The sequence below is a fragment of the Lawsonibacter faecis genome (assembly GCF_014287675.1).
Lineage (GTDB): Bacteria > Bacillota > Clostridia > Oscillospirales > Oscillospiraceae > Pseudoflavonifractor > Pseudoflavonifractor faecis.
The window spans coordinates 477,270-496,773 of the sequence record NZ_JACOPQ010000001.1 but is presented as its reverse complement, the minus strand read 5'-3'; the positions used below and the strand labels follow the sequence as shown (position 1 = coordinate 496,773).

The 19,504-nt window shown below is 59.3% G+C and carries 16 protein-coding genes; 12 read left to right on the top strand and 4 right to left on the bottom strand.

Annotated features, from left to right (window positions below):
• Window positions 1-214: 214 nt before the first annotated feature.
• The gene (locus H8S62_RS02130; RefSeq protein WP_155146879.1) at window positions 215-424 is read right to left on the bottom strand and encodes a zinc ribbon domain-containing protein; all 210 of its coding nucleotides are present in this window, start codon (window positions 422-424) and stop codon (window positions 215-217) included.
• 153 nt (window positions 425-577) lie between these two features.
• Between H8S62_RS02130 and H8S62_RS02125 the strand changes: the two genes are divergently transcribed.
• The 3 genes from H8S62_RS02125 to H8S62_RS02115 all read left to right on the top strand — a co-directional run bounded on the left by H8S62_RS02125 (window position 578) and on the right by H8S62_RS02115 (window position 3,622).
• Window positions 578-1,129, top strand: a complete 552-nt coding sequence (locus H8S62_RS02125; protein ID WP_243141675.1) for a 4'-phosphopantetheinyl transferase family protein — start codon at window positions 578-580, stop codon at window positions 1,127-1,129.
• Between the two features lie 123 nt (window positions 1,130-1,252).
• Window positions 1,253-2,344, top strand: a complete 1,092-nt coding sequence (locus H8S62_RS02120) for an MGDG synthase family glycosyltransferase (protein ID WP_186918324.1) — start codon at window positions 1,253-1,255, stop codon at window positions 2,342-2,344.
• Window positions 2,345-2,536: 192 nt separating this feature from the next.
• The gene (locus H8S62_RS02115; protein ID WP_155146884.1) at window positions 2,537-3,622 is read left to right on the top strand and encodes a lysylphosphatidylglycerol synthase transmembrane domain-containing protein; all 1,086 of its coding nucleotides are present in this window, start codon (window positions 2,537-2,539) and stop codon (window positions 3,620-3,622) included.
• Window positions 3,623-4,163: 541 nt separating this feature from the next.
• Here the strand turns inward: H8S62_RS02115 and H8S62_RS02110 are convergent.
• Window positions 4,164-4,745, bottom strand: coding sequence for a hypothetical protein (locus H8S62_RS02110; RefSeq protein WP_155146886.1), 582 nt, complete (start codon window positions 4,743-4,745; stop codon window positions 4,164-4,166).
• A 319-nt stretch (window positions 4,746-5,064) separates the two neighbouring features.
• On the opposite strand from H8S62_RS02110, the gene H8S62_RS02105 reads away from it, so the two are divergent.
• The 4 genes from H8S62_RS02105 to tsaD are packed head-to-tail and all read left to right on the top strand — an operon-like array spanning window position 5,065 to window position 8,143.
• Entirely contained in the window at window positions 5,065-6,015 is a 951-nt protein-coding gene (locus H8S62_RS02105) for an ROK family protein (RefSeq protein WP_155146888.1), read from the top strand.
• Window positions 6,016-6,040: 25 nt separating this feature from the next.
• Window positions 6,041-6,502 (top strand): ribosomal protein S18-alanine N-acetyltransferase, encoded by a 462-nt coding sequence (gene rimI / locus H8S62_RS02100; RefSeq protein ID WP_155146890.1) that lies wholly within the window; start codon window positions 6,041-6,043, stop codon window positions 6,500-6,502.
• Window positions 6,495-7,094, top strand: coding sequence for a GNAT family N-acetyltransferase (locus H8S62_RS02095; RefSeq protein ID WP_186918323.1), 600 nt, complete (start codon window positions 6,495-6,497; stop codon window positions 7,092-7,094). The genes rimI and H8S62_RS02095 overlap by 8 nt, the downstream gene beginning before the upstream one ends.
• A gap of 38 nt (window positions 7,095-7,132) precedes the next feature.
• The gene (tsaD, locus tag H8S62_RS02090) at window positions 7,133-8,143 is read left to right on the top strand and encodes a tRNA (adenosine(37)-N6)-threonylcarbamoyltransferase complex transferase subunit TsaD (protein ID WP_155146894.1); all 1,011 of its coding nucleotides are present in this window, start codon (window positions 7,133-7,135) and stop codon (window positions 8,141-8,143) included.
• A gap of 69 nt (window positions 8,144-8,212) precedes the next feature.
• On the opposite strand, the gene H8S62_RS02085 is transcribed toward tsaD, so the two are convergent.
• Window positions 8,213-9,157, bottom strand: a complete 945-nt coding sequence (locus H8S62_RS02085) for an amidohydrolase family protein (protein ID WP_155146896.1) — start codon at window positions 9,155-9,157, stop codon at window positions 8,213-8,215.
• A gap of 50 nt (window positions 9,158-9,207) precedes the next feature.
• Window positions 9,208-10,881, bottom strand: a complete 1,674-nt coding sequence (locus H8S62_RS02080; protein ID WP_155146899.1) for an amidohydrolase — start codon at window positions 10,879-10,881, stop codon at window positions 9,208-9,210.
• Window positions 10,882-11,084: 203 nt separating this feature from the next.
• Between H8S62_RS02080 and H8S62_RS18270 the strand changes: the two genes are divergently transcribed.
• The 5 genes from H8S62_RS18270 (at window position 11,085) to H8S62_RS02055 (ending at window position 19,453) form a co-directional block, all read left to right on the top strand.
• The gene (locus H8S62_RS18270; RefSeq protein ID WP_155146902.1) at window positions 11,085-13,568 is read left to right on the top strand and encodes a LuxR C-terminal-related transcriptional regulator; all 2,484 of its coding nucleotides are present in this window, start codon (window positions 11,085-11,087) and stop codon (window positions 13,566-13,568) included.
• A gap of 169 nt (window positions 13,569-13,737) precedes the next feature.
• Window positions 13,738-14,862, top strand: coding sequence for a peptide chain release factor 2 (gene prfB / locus H8S62_RS02070; RefSeq protein WP_155146904.1), 1,125 nt, complete (start codon window positions 13,738-13,740; stop codon window positions 14,860-14,862).
• Window positions 14,863-15,213: 351 nt separating this feature from the next.
• A complete protein-coding gene (locus tag H8S62_RS02065; RefSeq protein ID WP_155146906.1) occupies window positions 15,214-17,505 on the top strand; it encodes a 5'-nucleotidase C-terminal domain-containing protein in 2,292 nt (763 codons plus the stop codon).
• A 345-nt stretch (window positions 17,506-17,850) separates the two neighbouring features.
• A complete protein-coding gene (locus tag H8S62_RS02060) occupies window positions 17,851-18,459 on the top strand; it encodes a TetR/AcrR family transcriptional regulator (RefSeq protein ID WP_155146908.1) in 609 nt (202 codons plus the stop codon).
• Window positions 18,460-18,595: 136 nt separating this feature from the next.
• Entirely contained in the window at window positions 18,596-19,453 is an 858-nt protein-coding gene (locus H8S62_RS02055; protein WP_155146910.1) for an AraC family transcriptional regulator, read from the top strand.
• Window positions 19,454-19,504 lie beyond the last annotated feature (51 nt).

Sequence of the window (19,504 nt, the reverse complement as noted above, 5' to 3'; positions counted from 1 at the left end):
GGCGCCAACCTGAATGACTGGGGAAGGGCCCGCCGGCAGCGCCGGCGGACCCTTCCCCATTCATTCAGTTTGCCAAAAAAGCGCGTAACCGCTCAGGCGGGAAGGGGAAAAATCCCAAATAATGACGGATATTCATTTGATTGCGTCGTCCGCGGACGACGCAACTCTGCGAGACTTTCTCCGGGGCGGGGGGCGACAGGCTGGGCGGCCTGGATTAGCCCATCAGGAAATCAAGGACATCCCAGCCCGCGTCGTTCTGAGCCTTGTAGAGCTCCGTATACCCGCACTGGGTGCAGGAGATGGTGATGAACTTCTTGTTCTGTACGTCGAAAATTTTGGCGAAATTCCCGCCGGTGGCCTGGAACTGGTCGTGCTCATAGGTGCGGCAGCCGCATTTAGGGCAGATGTACTGTTTTCTCTCCATTAATATAACTCCTTTTCCCGACTGTTATGACTTGTTTTTGTCATCATATGGAAAACTATTTTCTGGTACGGACTTATTGTATAAAACGCACATTGAAAAGGCAATAAAGAAAGCGTTAAAATAATGTGAAAACACTTTAGGGGGCGGTTTGGCTTGCTGACGCTTTTGGCCTGCGGCGGAGAGGATGGCAAAGCCGCCGTCCGGGGTCTCTTGGGGGAGGGCCTGGCCCGTGTGTACGGTCTGGAGGAAATCCCGGCCATGGGCCGGGGAAGCCGGGGGAAGCCCTTCTTCCCGGACTTTCTCCACATTCATTTCAATTTAAGCCACAGCGGCGGCCTGGCTCTGTGCGCCCTCTCCGACGGGGAGGTGGGTGTGGACATCGAGCTGGTTGGGCCCAGGGACCCGAGGCTGCCCCGGCGGGTCTTCTCCGAGGAGGAATACCGCTGGTACGCCGCCCACGGCGGGGACTGGGGGGCCTTTTGCAGCCTCTGGACCCGAAAGGAGAGCTGGTGCAAGCAGGCGGGAACGGGGATTTTTAACCCCCGATCCGTTTTGCCGCCTCTGCCGGGCGAGAGACATGAAACCCTTGCGGTACATAGCTTTGCGGGCGACCGCTGGCGGGCGGCGGTGTGCGCGGAACATGGGGAAGCTCCAAAAATTTTGTGGCTTGGTGTAACGAAAAAGGAATTTGACCCAATTTCTTAATAGAAGCTTAATCTTTGAACCACCGTTTTCTAAAGATTCCCTCGTTATACTGACTAGCGTAATGAAGGATGTATAACGAGACGGGCGCCTGCGCTGAGCGGGCGCGTAAGGAGGAATCGACACATGAATATCCTGATATTGACGGGTAAGTTCGGCATGGGCCACTGGTCGGCCTCCCAGTCGCTGCGGCAGCAGTTTCTGCGTGAGGACCCGGACGCCGAGGCGGAGGTCCTGGACCTCATCGACTACGCGATGCCCAGCGCCTCCGACGCCTGGTACAAGGGCTTCTCCCTGCTGGTGACCCACGGGAGCGGCCTGTTCAATACCTATTATAAAATGACTGAGAATATGGAGGGCGAGGCCCGGCCCCCCTTTGAAGGGCACTTCGTCGACAAGCTCCAGGACCTGCTGGAGGACCGGCGGCCGGACCTGGTGGTGGCCACCCACCCCCTGTGCGCCCAGCTCGTGTCCCGGTACAAGTGGGAGACGGGCAGCGCCCTGCCCCTGGTGACCTGCATCACCGACCTCTCCGTCCACTCTGAGTGGATTAACCGCGGCACCGACTTCTATCTGGTGGGCACCCCCGAGCTGGGAGAGCTGCTGGCCGAGAAGGGTGTGGACCGTGAGCGCATCATCCCCGCGGGCATCCCCGTCAAGGCGGAGTTTAAGGAGACGCCCCACAACCGGGGCGGTAAAAGGCGGCACCTGCTCATTATGGGCGGCGGCCTGGGTCTTCTGCCCAAGAAGGATAAGTTTTACGAGGAGCTCAACGCCCTGCCGGGCGTAAAGACCACCATCATCGCCGGCCGGAACGAAAAGCTCCGGGAGCGGCTGGCCGGGAAATATGGGAACATTGAAGTGGTGGGCTACACCGACAGGGTCCACGAGTACATGGCCTCCGCCGACCTGATGCTCTCCAAGCCCGGCGGGATCACCCTCTTTGAGGCGATCTCCTCCGAACTGCCCCTCCTGGCCTGGGAGCCCTTCCTCCAGCAGGAGATCAACAACGCCCGGTTCCTCACCCGGGCGGGCATCGGCGTCATTGCCGCTAAGGAGACGGAGGACTGCCTGAGCGCCATCCGGGAAGTCATCAACGACGGGGAGCGGCTGGAGTGGATGGCGGACAATATGCGCCGCCTGAAGAGCCAGCTGGAGGAAAATTGCCTGGGCCGCATCCTGGCCGGGCTGAGCGTGACCAAGGGAGCGTGCGCGTAATGAAAAAACATGGTATTATAAAGGTGTTTGGACTGGCCGCCGCTGTGGCGGGGCTGGGCGTGGCCCTGACGGTGCTCAAAAAGTTGAATCTGGACCGGAAGGGCGGTCGGTCGGCCTGACGGCACGCCCCGCCGGACGGGGATTCCCCTTCGGGGAATGAGATGTGAATAAGCCGAAGGTGGTAATCTGATTATGAGTAAGAAGAAACGGTGGATTGGCGGCGCGCTGCTGCTGGGCCTCATTGCGCTGACCATGTTCCTGCTGCTGAGGGACCAGCCCTTCTCACAGATGGCGGAGGTCCTGGCGGGAGTGAAGCCGGGGTATATTGCCCTGGGCCTGGGCCTCATGTTTCTCTTTGTGGGGAGCGAGGCCATGTGCTCCAAGCTGATTCTGGGCCGTCTGGGCCACGCCCTGCCCTACCGCAGATGTCTTGGCTTCTCCTTCGTGGGGTTCTACGTCAGTTCCATCACACCCTCCGCCACCGGCGGACAGCCCGCTCAGGTCTATTATATGAGCAAAAACGGCGTGCCCGCCGCCCACGGGGCGCTGAATATGATGCTGATCGCCGTATGCTATCAGGTGACGGTGCTCATCTACGCACTGATTGCGGCCATTACCCAGCCCGGCTTTATCGCCTCCATGGGGGTTGGGATGAATCTGCTCCTCCTCTACGGGGCGCTGGTCATGCTTGCCCTCACCGCCGGGATGCTCTGCTTCATGTTCCTGCCCAACGCCGCCCGGAAGCTGATGGGCGGGCTTCTGAACCTGGGCGTGAAGGTCCGTATCATTAAGGACCGGGCCGCATCCCAGGCCCGGCTGGACGGCCAGATGGAGGAGTACCGCAAGGGGGCCGAGTGCTTCCGCCGGAATCCCGGCCTGGCGCCCGTTCTGATGGTGCTCAATTTTGTCCAGCTCACCGCGCTGTTCCTGATACCCTTTGTGGTCTACAAGGCGTTCGGCCTCACCGGGCACAGCGTCTTCGAGCTGGTCGGGGCCCAGGCGCTGCTGACGCTGGCGACCTCGTCCCTGCCGCTGCCCGGGGCGGTGGGGGCCAGCGAGGGGGGCTTCGTCCTCTCCTTCGCCCTCTTCTTCGGGACGGAACTGGTGACCCCTGCAGTGCTGGTCTCCCGGGGCATCAGCTTTTATGCCTTCCTGGCGCTCAGCGGCATCCTGACCCTGGTGGTCCACTTCACCACCAAGCGGAGGAACGCCGAAAAACATTTGAATGCGGCGGGAATGACATTGGAGAAGAAAAAGAGCGCGGTTCCCGCCGCATGATGCGTAGAAACACAGGCGCGCCCCGTACGGGGCGCGCCTGTGTTTCTGGCCGTCGGCGCATGAAGGGGTACCACTGCATTATGAGCGTGCTGATAAAGAAGTATCATGATACTTCTGCTTTTTGTGACCAAGAGACGCCCCGCGCAAAATGTGCGGGGCGTCTCTTGGTCATGCGTCTCAATTCAAGACATGTTTTTGACCGTTTCTGCAACTGCTTTCGATACAAAAACGCCGCCGCTTACGGCGGCACTAGGGCTTTTCCCCTTAAACAACAAACAATTCGCCGTTCGCTTTCGGTCAAGACCCGGCCAGTCCATAGACTGGCCGGCAGCGTTTAGCCTTGACGGAGAGCGGGCGGCGAATTACGCTCTGGCAAAGGGGAAAGTCCTTCGTCCTGTGGGGTATCAGGGGTCGCACCCCTGAACAGCGGCATTTGTACTGCCAAATGCCATGCTGGCGGGGACACTGACAGACAAATGGGAATTGTTAGCTGCGCCTTATACTCAATAAGGCGCAGCTAAACAGCCCAATAAATCGATAGTCAATTTTTTTCAAAGCGAAATTTAACGGCATCAAATTCAAACCCGTTCTCATCAGCCGCTGTTCCATCTGGCCGTTCCAGCCCCAAAGTATCATAATATTCATTGGAAAAGCAAATATGTTCGTAAGGAAAATCTCTTTGCAGCTCCTTGATATATTCAAACGGTTTTTCCATTGGCATTACACCCAGTTCCATACGAATCGTGTTTAGTGCGTCTGTTACTTCTTTTTTTGCCACATATTCAATATTTTCCGGGTCATTCATGAAACTTTTAAACGTTTGCTTATCCCATAAAATGACTTGCTGCATTGAATTTGTGTTTTGGGTGGCGAGTATCAAACTCAAAAAGTCATAAAAGTTTTTTGCCACAGGGTAGACATAATAATCACAACAGGATTCGGGATTGACGCAGAAAACCATATCTCCAAATCCTTCAATAAAACAATAGTGTATGCCATTATCCCATCCGATTATTTTTGCACCTATGGGTGTACAAAAATATTGATCATTATCTTCAAAAGCCAAGCCGATCCAAGTGCCGTCTATTTTAATTTTTTTATATTTCTCATAAAGAGTTTTCATGTCTAAATCCTCCGTCGAATTCCCGTCGTCGAGTACGCCTTATCCGCCTAAGACGCACCAATTCCGATTTGCCGCTCTGTTTCACCACCAAGAGCAAATGGAATGGTTTCATTATATCGTTTTCATCATCACAAGACAACAACAAAAAGGGAACGCTGCGGACTATCATTCCGCGGCGTTCCCTTGATTGGAAAACATTTTTATGCGCAGACTCCGTTCGCTGTACGCTCTTTTTTTGACAGCCTGCGCCCAGCCACTTGTGGGGCGCAGCTTTTTTTTGTATAATGATGGGACGAACTTGTTAAGGGGGCATACTCTTATGAAATATCTGGGCATTGACCTGGGCGGCATCAATGTGGCAGCGGCGGTAGTGGAGGAGGACGGCACCATTCTGGGCCGCGGGCGGGTGGCGACGCCCCGCTCCGGTGCGGAGGCGGTGGCCGCAGCCATGTCGGAGGCTGTCCGGCAGGCGGTAGAGAATACCGGCTGCACCATGGCGGACATCGCGTCCGTGGGCATCGGCGCCCCCGGCGTCATCGACCCCAGGGAGGGCGTGGTGGAGTACTGGTCTAATCTGGACTTCCATCATGTGCCCCTGGTGTCCATGCTGGAGCAGCGTCTGGGCAAGAGCGTCTGCATTGAGAACGACGCCAACGCCGCGGCTCTGGGCGAGTACGCCGCCGGCGCGGGCAAGGGCAGCACATCGATGATAGCCATCACCCTGGGCACCGGCGTGGGCGGCGGCGCGGTGCTGGACGGCAAGCTCTATACCGGCTTTAACTATGCCGGCCTGGAGGTGGGCCACTTCGTGGTGGAGTACAACGGCCGCCTGTGCACCTGCGGCCGCCGGGGCTGCTTTGAGACCTACGCCTCCGCCACCGCCCTCATCAAACGCACCAAGGAGCTGATGCTCATCAACCGGGAGTCCCTCATCTGGCAGGTGGTGGACGGCGAGATCGACCGGGTGGAGGGCCGCACCCCCTTCGAGGCCGCCGCCCGGGGGGATCTGCTGGCCAAGGAGCTGGTGGAGGAGTACCAGTCCTATCTGGCCTGTGGCATTACCAGCCTTATCAACATCTTCCAGCCGGAGGTTTTCTGTGTGGGCGGCGGCGTGGCCGGTGCGGGGGAGACCCTGCTTGGGCCGGTCCGGGCCATCGTGGACCGGGAGGACTACGCCCGCGACAGCGCCCGACGCACCATCCTCACGCTGGCTCAGCTGGGCAACGACGCAGGCATCATCGGCGCGGCGCTGCTGCCCCTGTTTCGGTAATTTATAGACTTAGGAGTTCATACCCATGAATTACAGATTGGTCCCCATGGACCGCTCCACCGTGCCGGACGTGGCCGCCATCGACGCGGAGTGCTTCTCCAAGCCCTGGTCGGAGGATATGCTCTGCGAGGAGCTCTACAACGACAATGCCTCCTATATCACAGCCGTGGCCGACGACGGCACGGTCCTGGGCTACGCCGGGCTGAGCGTGGTGCTGGACGAGGGGTGCATTGAGAAGGTGGCCGTCAAGGGCAAGTACCGCCGCATGGGCGTGGCCGACGCCCTGGTGGACGCCTTCGTCCGCTTCGGCCGGGCCCATCTGGCCTTCATCACCCTGGAGGTCCGGGCTTCCAACGACGCGGCCATACAGCTTTATATGAAGCACGGCTTCGAGCAGGTGGGCCGCCGGAAAAATTACTACGCCGATATCCACGAGGACGCCATCCTCATGACTCTGGACTACCACAAGGACGAGACCGATGGCTGATTGGGAGATTCGCCGTCTGGAGGGAGAGGTTCTGCGGGAGGTCTACCGCACCCACCTCAAGGCCGACTTTCCCCCCGAGGAGCGCAAGCCCCTCTTTGCCGTCGAACGTCTGGTGAAAGGCGGGCAGTACGACACACTGGGGCTTTACCAGGGAAAACATCTACTGGCCTATGCCTTCCTCTGGCGGGACCGGGAGGGGCGCTGCGTCCTGCTGGATTACCTGGCGGTCTGCCGCGGCGGGCGGGGAGAGGGCGTGGGGAGCGGCTTTCTGAGACTGCTGGAGGAGCACTACCGGGCGTTTGACGGCATCTTGGTGGAGTCCGAGGCGCCGGGCACGGAGGCGTCACCGGAGGAGAATGCAGTCCGGCGGCGGCGCATGGACTTCTATGCCCGGGCGGGCTTTCGGAAGCTGGACTACGAGGTGCGGCTTTTCGGCGTGCACTACGTGGTGCTGGCCTCCGGCACGCTTTCCAGCGCCGATGCGCTGGCCGCCCACCGGCGGCACTACCGCCAGGACCGGTTCCCGCCCATGCCCGCGCCCAGGACGAGCATTCCCTATTCGCCGCCGGAGTGGCGGGAGGACAACTCCTGAGCCGCGCGCCTCAGACCCGCAGAGAGAGTGAGTTTATCATGATTATGTTAGCTGTCGAATCCTCCTGTGACGAGACCGCCGTGGCGGTGGTCCGGGACGGGAGAACCGTGCTGGCCGACGCCATCGCCTCCCAGGCGGATATGCACGCCGTCTACGGCGGAGTGGTGCCGGAGATCGCATCCCGCAAGCATGTGGAAGCCATCGCGGGCCTGACGGACCTGGCGCTCTCCCGGGCGGAGGTGACCAAGGGGGACATTGATGCCGTGGCCGTCACCTACGCCCCGGGCCTCATCGGGGCCGTGCTGGTGGGGGTCAACTACGCCAAAGCCCTGGCCTTCGGCCTGAACCTGCCGCTGGTTCCGGTCCACCATGTCCGGGGCCACATTGCGGCCAACTATATCACCCACCCCGACCTGGAGCCCCCTTTTGTCTGCCTGTGCGTCTCCGGCGGCACCACCGCTATTGTGGATGTGCGGACCTATACGGAGATGGAGGTCCTGGGCGCCACCCGGGACGACGCGGCGGGGGAGTGCTTCGACAAGGCGGCCCGGGTGCTGGGCATCGGTTACCCCGGCGGCGGCCCCATGGACCGTCTGGCCCGGGGTGGGGACGATGGCCGATACGAGCTGCCCCGCGCCCATGTGGACGGCGCGCCGCTGGATATGTCCTTCTCCGGACTCAAGACCGCAGTCCTCAATCTGGCCCACAACGCGCAGCAGAAAGGGGAAAAGCTGGATCTGCCGGGTCTGGCCGCGTCCTTTGGCGCGGCGGTAAGCGGCATCCTGGTCCCGCGGACGATGGAGGCCGCCCGGCGGAAGGGATACGGCAAGGTGGCCGTGGCGGGCGGCGTGGCGGCCAACTCCCGCCTGCGCGCCGATTTGGAGCGTGCCTGCCGGGAGAGCGGGGACATCCTCTACCTGCCTGAGCTGAAGCTCTGTGGGGATAACGGGGCGATGATCGGCTGCCAGGGCTACTATGAGTATCTGGCCGGAAAGCGGGCCGGAATGGATTTGAACGCATTCGCCAACCGGGACATTGGGAGGGGCTGACTGAGTCAGGCCCTCCTTATTATAGACGGTCCCCCGGCTATGCCGGGGGACCGTCTATAATATCGTCTGTCAGTCTTCAAACAGGTGCATCAGCCGCACCGCGTTGGCATAAAACACCTTGTTGAGCACCTCGGGCTGGTCGGCGAAGGCCTTCTCGCACTCGGCGATGGAGTATTTGATTTTGGTGAAGGGGTAATCGGTGCCGAAGAGAACGTGGTCCTCGCCCAGCAGCTCCACCATCCGGCGCATGGTCTCGGCGTTTTTAAAGCTGGTATCCACGTAGACGTTGGGCCAGTCGTGCTTGGCCAGCTCCGCGCCCAGCTCCTCCAGCTCGCCGCCGCAGTTGCCGCCGGCGTGACCCACAACGATGGGATACTGGGGATAGCGCGCCAGAATATCGAAGCAGTAGTGCAGCGCGCCGTACTCGGCGGGGGTGACGTCGTTATTGGGATCGCCGGTCACGTAGTAGGTGTTCACGCCGAAGTGGAACAGGGTGGGCAGCCCCGCCCCGCCCAGCACCTCGATGGCCGCGCCGACCCTGGGGTCGTTGGGGTTGATGTTCTGGATCTGGGGGTGGACCTTCATGCCCTTCGCGCCGTGGGCGATGTCGGACTCCAGCTTCCTGCGCATCTCAGGGATGGTCAGGGAGAAGTCCGGGCTGGTGAAGGGGATGATCCGCGGCTCCAGCATGGAGGCGGCCAGGGCCTCCTCGAAGCAGGTGTTGGGGAAGCAGGGCAGGGAGACGGTGAAGGTCACGCCGTTTTCATCCAGGGACTGCTGGGTGGCCTCCAGGCCGCCCTCCTCCCACATGCGGTACTGCCCCGCCAGAATGAGCGTGTTCTGGGCCTCCTCGTCGGGGACGATGAGGGGGCGGTTGAAGCCGGACTCCTCCAGATCCTTGAAGGGGTCGGGATAGACGCCGAAATCCATATGCTTGCGCTTTTTGAAGGCCATATTCTGATTGCCGTTGAAAATGTCGCCGAGATGGGTATGAAAATCGATGATTTTCCGCATGACTACCGCTCCTTATATATAAAATGTGATACAATGGGGCCAAAAGAAAGTCAGGCGTCCGCTCGCTCGTAGACCAGTTCGCCGCCCAGGAAGGTCATGTCCACACGGGTGTTTTTAATGTCGTGGATATCGCCCGCGATGAAATCCCGGTCCAGCACCGCCAGATCCCCCCAGTTGCCCACCTCGATGGAGCCGAGCACATCGTCGTCATGGGAGAAGAAGGCGGAGTTCTTGGTGTACATGATGAGGGCCTGGGTGGGGGTGATGGCGTGCTCCGGACCCCAGACCACGCCGTCTGAGTCCTCACGGGTGCAGGCCACATACATGGAGAGGAAGGGGTCGTAGCTGCCGATGGGACTGTCGGAGCTGCCGCCCACGGTGATGCCGTTGTCGAAGTAGGTCTTGCAGGAATAGCCGTCCCGGGCCTGGTCCTCCCGGAGGATGGCGCACTCGCCCATGAAGTGGAAGATGGTGGTCTGAACGGGTACGCCCACGTTCAGTTCCCGCATCCGGGGCAGCTGGTCGGCGCAGGGCCAGGGGTGGTGGATGAGATAGTGGCGGTTGGGCCGCACGTCGCTGATTTGGGAGGCCGCCTCAAACGCGTCCAGAGCCACGTCGGCCGCTGCGTTGCCCACAGTGTGGCAGGCGAGCTGCCAGTCGTACTCCTGGGCCTTGCGGGCCACCAGCTTCAGCTCCTCGGGGGTGATGGTGGTGAAGCCCCGGGTCTCGGGCATGTGTTTGTAGGGCTCCCGGAAGTAGGCGGTGCCCACGGCAGGGATGCCGTCCAGAAGAATTTTAATGGCGTTGAGCTTGAGCATCTCGTCGCCGAAGCCGCCGGTGACCACCAGCTCCTCCAGCCGCTTCAGGTGCTCGGGGATGGTGCCGCGGGCGTCATCCAGGAAGTACATCAGGTTGGCGCGGTAGTGGAGCTTGCCCTGCTTCTTGGCCTCGTTGTAGGAGCGCATCTGCTCCGGGGCCAGGTTGGCGTCAATAATGCTGGTGATGCCGTTTTTGTTAAACTCCCGGCCCATGAGCTCAATCACCCGGACGTACTGCTCGGTGGTGAACTCGGGGATGCGGCTCGCCACGGGGGTCATGGCCCCGGTCTCGTGGAGAATGCCGGTGAGGGCGCCAGAGGCGTCCCGGTCGTACACGCCGCCGTTGGGGTTGGGGGTGTCTTCGCAGATGCCCGCCAGTTCCAGCGCCCTGGTGTTGCACACGGCGATATGGTAGCACAGGCGCACGCAGTAGCAGGGGTTGTCGGGGCAGACCCGGTCCAGCTCGCGGCGGGTGGGCATCTCCTTGTCGGTCCAGCTGAGCTGGTTCCACTTGAGGCCCTGCACCCACTCGCCGGGCTTTACAGTTTTCGCCTTGGCGGCCAGGGCGTCCAGCATGTCCTGCTTGCATTTGCAGCCTGAGAGGTCCACGCTCATCAGATTGGTGCCCGTCCACATGGCGTGGGTATGGCTGTCCACAATACCGGGGATTACGGTGCGGCCGCCCACATCCACCACTTTCGTGTCCGGTCCGATGTAGGCGCCGTCCTCCCCTCTGGGGCAGACGGCAATGATTTTCCTGTCCTTGACGGCGACACTGCCGCCCTCCAGGATGGGAAAGTCATATTTTCCGGCCTTGATCTCGTCAATGGTAAGGGCCACAGTGTAGATTTTACCGTTTTTGACCACCAGGTCGGCGTAGGGGGTCCAGGATTTGACGTTTTTCATCGGGTAACCTCCATTTTCTACAATACATCGGCTTGCGTTCCTGCTTGGATAGTGGGGAAGGGCCTTTCTGAGAAGAGCATACCCCTACGCCGGACGCATTCCAGCTATCACATGTGATAGGTATGCACGATAGAAAACGCACAAAAGCACCGCGCACATTTGCTTTTTATTTGTGCATGACCGACAGGAGGAAGGAGCGGAGCATGAAATATGACCGCACCCGCGTTCTTGCGCGTCCCCGGGTGAACCGCAGCCTGGGGCAGATCTGCGCCTATCCGCTGACGGTGGTCCGGGCCTCCATGGGGTTTGGCAAGACCACCGCCGTTCGGGAGTATCTGCGGCTGAGGAAGCTCAGGCCCGTTTTCCTCTCCCTGGTGGGCTCCGGCGGGTCCCTGGAGTACTGCTGGGAGCGGCTGGCGGCCCAGGTCTCCCGCCGCAGCCCCGCCCTCGGCCGGCAGCTCGGGGGGCTGGGCTTCCCCCAGGACCCGGCACAGACGGCGCGCATGGTGGAGCTTATCAGCGGCGCGGAGCTGCCCGACCCCACGGTGGTGGTGCTGGACGACTACCACCTGGTGGACGGTCCCAGGGCGGCGGCGCTGCTGGCCCTGCTGGCGGGGGAGGGAATTCCCAACCTGCACATCGTACTCATCGCCCGGGACACGCCCCATCTCCCCGTCTCCGATCTGGAACAGCGGGGCCTTTGCTGTGTGGTGGACCAGGAGATCCTGCGCTTCCGCCCCCAGGAGGTGCGGGAGTACTTCGGCCTGATGGACCAGAACGTGGACGACCAGACCCTGGAGGCTGTCTGTACCGCCACCGGGGGGTGGATTACGGGGATTTACCTCGTCCTGCGGGGCATCGCCCAGGGCTTTCCCCCCAGTCGGTGGAGCGACACGGTGGACCAGCTCATGGACCAGAACCTCTACGCCGGGTACGACGCACCCACCCGCAAATTCCTCCAGCGTCTGGCCTGCCTGGACTCCTTCACGCCGGAGGAGCTGGCCTATGTCCTGGAGGACCGGGACGCCCCCGACCGGCTGCGCGCCCTGCTGCGCAGCAACGCCTTCCTTACCTACGACCGGGGGCAGGACGCCTACCAGATGACCGACCTCTTCCGGGATTTCCTCCAGGGTAAGGCCTGGAGGGAGGCGCTGGAGGTCGCGCCCATCTACCGCCGGGCGGGGGAGTGGCACCTCTCTCGCGGCGAGCGGACCGCGGCCTACAGCTACCTCTACCGCGCCGGGGACGTGGACGCCGTCCTCCGGGATCTAAACCGGGAGGAGGCCCAGGATATCCACATTGCCCAGTCCCCCCAGATCCGTATGATCTTTTCCGGCCTGCCTGCAGAGACGGCGCTGAACTACCCGCTGGCCTACCTGCGCTACCTGCGGGTGGAGGCCCTCTGGGGTGAGATCAGCCGCCCCCGCCTTCAGCAGAGGCTCAGGGATATGGAGCGCCGCTTTCTGGACGCGGACCTGCCCGAGGACCAGCGGACCCGGATTTTGGGGGAAATCCACAACACCTGGATATTTGAGGCATTCAACGACGCGCCCGCCGTGGTGTACCACGCGGCCCGGGCGGTGGAGTACTTTGCCGGGCGGTACTCCGTGGTGGTGTCCAACCGGACGGAGTTCACCTTCGGCTCCCCGGAGCTGCTGTACTGCTATTATAAGGAGGCGGGCAGGCTGCGGGAGACGGCGGAGCTTATCTCCCAAAAATTTAATTTTCTGGCACTTGCGGCCAACGGCTGCGGCAGTGGGAGTCAGGATTTGGCCCTGGCGGAGTACGCCCTGGAGACCGGTGATTTTGATCAGGTTGCCCTGGGCGCCCGGCGGGCGGTTTACTGCGCCCGGACCCGGGACCAGGTGGCGATTGAGCTGTGCGCCGCCTTCACCCTGGCGCGGCTGGCCCTGATGGAGGGGCGGGCGGGGGAGGCACGCCGGCTGCTGGTTGAGCTGGGACAGGCGGTGGACCGCCGGAACAGCGCCATTCTGAATACCGCCATGGTCGTCTGCTCCGCCTACCTGAGTACCTGCCTGGGGCGGCTGGAGGAGATCCCCCGCTGGCTCCGGGAGAACGACATGGGGCCGGGCAACTTTATGTTTCAGGGTATGGCCTTCAACTATATCGTCTGCGCCCGCGCGGCCCTGCTGGCGGAGGATTTCGTCCGGCTGGACGTGCTGTGTGAGTCCTTTCAGCGGCGATTTGACATCTACTCCAATCAGCTTGGGTATATTCATAACCACATCTGCCGGGCGGTGGCCCGGGAGCGGCTCTACGGCCGGGAGGAGGGCCTGCGCCACCTCCGCCCGGCACTGGACATCGGCGCGGCCGACGGCGTCGTCATGCCCTTTGCCGAGACCGCCCGTTATCTCCTCCCCCTGCTGGAGGCGGCGGGGAAGGAGGGGCGGTGGCCCGCGGCCTATATGGAGCGCCTCCTGGCGTGCTGCCGCCGTTATGCATCGGCGCTGGAGGCGGGGGAGCGGCCGCCGGTGGTCCTCACGGACCGGGAACGCGAAATTCTGCGTCTCCTGGCCGGAGGGGCCACCCACGGTCAGATTTCCGAGGCGCTCTACGTATCCGTACCCACCGTCCGCTTCCACGTCAAAAACCTCTATCAGAAGCTGGAGGTCAACAACAAGGTCCTGGCGCTGGAGAAGGCTAAGCGGCTCGGTCTGATGGAATGACGCAAATTTGGCGGAAGGGGAGTAAGAAACCTCTTGAAAACCAATATTATGGTATGATATACTAATTTGTCAGAGAATACGGACCAAGAGGCTGTCTTCGGACGCCTGCGCGGGGCGCGCCGGTTCCACGGCGGCCTTTTGAAATTAAATTGTACTGTGAGGACCGCTCATGCTTCAGTTCGACGAATATAAGGTAAAACTCAACAATATCAAGCCCGATCTTGAGGACCTGGGCAGCGCCCTGGGCCTGACCGCCGCCGAGCGGGAGCTGGATATGCTTGAGTCGGAGAGCGCCTCCGACGGCTTTTGGGACAACCTGGAGAAGGCTCAGAAGATTCAGCAGCGCATCAAGCAGCTCCACGGCAAGGTGGACGGCCAGCGCAGACGCCTGCAAGAGTGGGACGATCTCATGACGCTGTGCGAGATGGGCAACGAGGAGGAGGACGAGTCCCTCGTCCCCGAGCTGGAGGAGGGCTTTGAAAAGCTGACCGCGGATATGGAGGAGGCCCGCCTCTCCACCCTTTTCACCGGCGAATACGACGCGTCCAACGTCATCCTCACCATCCACGCCGGTGCGGGCGGCACCGAGGCCCAGGACTGGGCCGAGATGCTCTTCCGGATGTACACCCGCTGGGCCGAGCGCCACGACTTCACCTATCAGGTGGTGGACTACCAGGACGGTGACGAGGCGGGCATCAAGTCCGCCACCGTCATGATCCAGGGGGACAACGCCTACGGGCACCTCCGCAGCGAGCACGGCGTCCACCGGCTGGTCCGGGTCTCCCCCTTCGACGCCAACGCCCGCCGCCAGACCTCCTTTGCCGCCATTGAGGTCATGCCCGAGATCCCCGACGATGTGGAGGTGGACATCAATCCCGCCGACATTGAGATGCAGGTCTACCGCGCCTCGGGCGCCGGCGGACAGCACATCAACAAGACCTCCTCCGCCGTGCGCCTGATCCACAAGCCCACCGGCGTGGTGGTGGCCTGCCAGACAGAGCGCAGCCAGTTCCAGAACAAGGATACCTGTATGCGGATGCTCCGCTCCAAGCTGGTAGAGCTGAAGCTCCAGGCCCACGCGGAGAAGATCTCCGACATCAAGGGCGTCCAGCTCAAAATTGAGTGGGGCAGCCAAATCCGCTCCTACGTCTTCATGCCCTATCAGCTCGTGAAGGATAACCGCTCCGGGTTCGAGACCAGTAACGTAAGCGGCGTCATGGACGGCGATCTGGACGGCTTCATCAACGCCTACCTCAAGTGCGAGGCCACGGGCACCTGGGTGACCAAATCATAATAACGCAGGGCCGGAGATATGCTTCATATCTCCGGCCCTTTCGCACCGCGCCGGAGCTGCCTGAGGGCAGCTGAATTTATTGTCATAGGGGCTGGAGGAGTGGACAAATGTCCTGTATGACCTATCACTCCCGGGGCAGTTGATGGACATTCTGCAAAAATTATCTGCCGCGCACTATTGTATTTCTGTCACCACTTTGTTACTATTAACTTGTCCATAAGGGAGCGCAGCCTGGGGGAGCACATGACCGTCGCCCATACCACGATTGCGGTGAAGCGCTGTGGTGAGAGCGGCAGTTTTGAGTTTCCAAGGGCCGTATTCCTGAAAACGGAATGAAAGGTGGAAGGTCTTATGAAGAAAAATGCAAGCAAACTCCTGTCTCTCCTCCTGTCCCTTGCAATGATCTGTGCGCTGTTCGTGCCCGCCATGGCTGCGGATGAGGAGGCCGTCAAGCCCTATGAGATCCCCGATGTGAAGGGTAAAATCGTTATTCTTCACACCAATGATACCCACGGCGCCGACAAGTCCGTGGAGGGCTCATCCATCGGTATGGCCGGCGTAGCGCAGCTGAAGAAGGACTTTGAAGCTGCCGGCGCCAAGGTGCTTCTGCTCTCCGCAGGCGATTCCATCATGGGTAAGCCCCTGGTGAGCGCCGATCAGGGCAAGAGCGCGATTGAGTTCATGAATGCCGCTGGCTATGACGCTATGACTGTGGGTAACCATGAGCTGGATTTCGGTATTGAGAACCTGAAAGAACTGGCCAAACTGGCCAAATTCCCGATTCTCTGTGCTGATATGACCACTGAGAGCGATAACAAGACTGTCTTTGACGCCAACAAAATTTTTAATCTGGACGGCGTGAAGATTGGTGTGTTTGGTCTTGCTACCCCCGAGACCCGGACCAAGGCCGATGCCTCCAAGATGCCCGGCATTGTTTTCCCCGAGAAAGAAGAGCTGTATGCCGTTGCCCAGGCTCAGGTAGATGAGCTTAAGGCCGCTGGCGCTGATGTCATCGTATGCCTGGGCCATCTGGGTATTGCCGATGAGAGCGTGGGCAATCAGTCCATTGATGTTGCCAAGAATGTCAATGGAATTGATTTGTTTATTGACGGTCACAGCCACTCCACCACCGCTGAGGTTACTGCGGCTATTTCTAAGGCTGGCCTTGGCGACACCAATGTCGTCAACGGCACTAAAATAGTATCCACCGGAACAGCGCTTGCCAATGTGGGCCTGGTTATCTATGATAAGGCCGACAAGAGCCTGAATGACAGCCTTATCACAGCCGCCTCCTATACCAAGACCGACTCTGCCGTCGCAAAGCTGGTCAACGGACGCGATGATGCTGTGGTGGCTGCGTACGGTGAAAAAATTGCCGAGACCGAGGCTGACCTGAACGGTTCCCGCTCCGGTGGTACTGTTACTGCGACGAACACCAAGACCGAAGTTGTTTTCCCCGACGGTAAGGGAAATCGTACTGCCGAGACGAATTTGGGCGACTTCGCAGCCGATGCTATTCTCTGGCAGGCTGCAAAGACCTTGGGTGAGGGAAATGTGGACGCGGCCATCACCAATGGCGGCGGCATCCGCGAGACCTTGGCCAAGGGCAATATCTCCAAGCTGGACCTGCTGGCTGTTTTCCCCTTTGGAAATACCGTCGCTACCATTGACGTAACCGGCGCCCAGCTTCTGGAGGCGCTTGAGGCTGCTACCTGTTCTACTCCTGACGCAATTGGCGCGTTCCCCCAGGTCTCCGGTATTGAGTTTACCATAAATACTGCGGTTCCCTATGTGAATGGTGAGCAGTATCCGGGTTCCACCTACTATGCGCCTAAGAATCCGGGCAGCCGCGTGACCATTGCAACCGTGGGCGGAGAAGCATGGGACGCGGAGAAGGTCTACACCATCGCAACCAATGACTTCACCGCTAAGGGCGGCGATACATTTGGCGTGTTTAAGGCTGTCGGCGGCTGGAAGGACGTAGGCGTTGCACTGGAGAACGCCCTGATTAACTACACCACCGAGGTTCTGGACGGCAAGATCAGCGCCGAAAAGTACGGCGAGACTGCCGGCCGCATCACCATTAACAATTTGCCTCTGGATATTAAAAATAACATCTGGTATTTTGATGCCGTCAGCTATGTGCTGGATCAGGGCATGATGTCCGGCACCGGTCATGGCTATTTCACCCCCACCGGCGATGTGACCCGCGCCACTGTGTACCAAATTCTCTATAACCTGGAGGATAAGCCCGAAATCGCCTCGAAGTCCGTCACCGATGTGGATGGCAAGTGGTATGCAGACGCCATCAACTGGGCGGCCTCTGAGAAGCTGTTCGATGGCACGACATTTGGTTCTGACGCTGTGATTACCCGCGCTGAGCTGGCCCAGATTATTGCCGACTATGCTGCGTTTAAGGGTATTGAAGACCCCGACGCTGCCGGTATGGCCATGAAGGAGGCCTCTGACTATGAGGCTATTCCCGCTCAGTATCTTGAGGGCATGAGCTTCTGCTACTATGCCGGCATCATGACCGGTGATCAGGCCGGACGCCTGAACCCCACAAATTCCCTGGTCCGCGCTGAGCTGGCCCAGGTGCTGCTGAACTTCGGCAAGCTGCTCCCGGCCGAGAAGGCGGCATAAAGAACAAATATAAACAAGGCCTGGGCCCGCCATAATATGGCGGGCCCAGGCCTTGTTTGAATACATATATATCTTCAATTAAGCAAAAGGGTGCTTTTATCCAGATAACTGATAAATATCGATGGTGATTCGGCCGGTTTCGAGTGTCATCGACAAGGAATTGGCATACAGTTATATTACATAATCAATGCAGACTGAGGTGTAATGCAATGTACTGTAGATGTGGTGCATATCAAACCGAGGTAACATGTAAAAAAGGCTATTGGTGCAGAGAGGTTTAGGTGGTAAAATGGACGATAGAATCGGTGGCGTTCGGCGCCAATATTACAAAAAGTGGAGAGACGAATGAAACAGGAAGAGCGAAACCGTTTAAAGAAGGAAAAAATATTGGGGGCCGCCCTGCGTGAATTTGGGGCAAAAAGCTTTGCGGAGGCCTCTGTCAATACCATCTGCGGGGAAGATGGTATCTCAAAGGGAATTATTTACCACTACTACACAGACAAAGACGAACTTTATTTGGCCTGTGTGCGTGAGTGCTTTCAGGCTATGACCGGCTACCTTGCGGAGCATATGCCCCCGCTGAACGGGACTGCGGAGGAGAAGCTGACGGTCTACTTTGACGTCCGGCTGCAGTTTCTGGAGGAGCATCCGAACTACCAGGGTATCTTTTATCAAGTAACCATGTATACGCCGCAGCACCTGCGTGAAAAGGTGAAGCAAATACGCGAGCCCTTTGACCGGTATAATCTTGCAGTCCTCCAGGACGTACTTAAAGGCAGCAGGCTGCGCCGCCACATAACCCCGGCCGATCTTGCAGCGCTCTATATGCTCTATGTGATTTACGCAAACAGCACCGAACAGATGCTCAGCGCCACAATAGAGGGGGCTGCGGCCCGGGAGGAACTGTGTAAGCATTGGATAACGGTTTTGCTCTATGGGGTGGTGGAAGAATAGGAAAAACATAAAAGGAAGAGGCGGGCTGCTGGGCCTGTCTCTTTTTTTACGGCAAACAATTGACCGAAAAGTCTGCTCCTGTTATGATGCTGTACAAGAGCACCTGTAAAGTATAAGAAAGAGAGGGTTAGAGGCCATGGAATCCATCATCGGAATGCTGTACTACAAGGAACAGAATATGATATACAACGCCCTGCCGCGGACGTTGCAGCCGGGCTACAACTTCGGACCGCACTGCCACAAGAATGTAGAGGTATGTATGATGACGGAGGGGGAGTGCGACATTGTGGTCAACGGGGAGACCATTACAGTCCGGACAGGGGAGATGATGGTTATCTTTCCCCACATGATTCACTCCTTCCATATGCGTTCCCGGCGGCCGGCAGTCTTCCTCCAGATGCATTTCCAGCCTGACAGCTTCTCATGGGTGGAGCCGGATGTGGCAGAGGAGGTAAAGTTCCTGGGCTACATGACCGATGAGCACAGCGCCTATCTGCTTCAGCCCTTTTCTGTGCGGCTTCGCTCCTGTGTGGAGCGTATTTGCACGGAAATGAACAACAAAGAGGAAGAATTTAGCGGCCCACTGGCAAAAATTTATATCTATGAGATGGTGTTCCTGCTCTCCAGGGAGATATCCCAGGGGTACCGACGGATATTCGTCATTGAAAATCCGCTGGCGATACGGGCAATACAGTTCATCAGCGACCATATGGAGGAGAAGATAGGTCTGGCGGATGTGGCGGAGGCCTGCCAGGTGACGCCGCGGTATCTCTCGACCGTTTTTAAGGAAGTCATCAACATTACAGTAAATGATTATATCAATATTGGCAAGGTGGACAAGGCGATGCGGTGGCTGACAGAGTCGGAGCTGACGATAACGGAGATTGCCTCCCGGCTGGGTTTTTCGAGCACGCAGTATTTCTCCACTGTATTTAAGCGATATACACATGTTACGCCTGGAGAGTACAAGCTAATGACTGATAAAAATGTGTAGTGATAAAAAAAGACATCTGTCCAGTTCTGTATTTTAAACAAAACCTTAAAA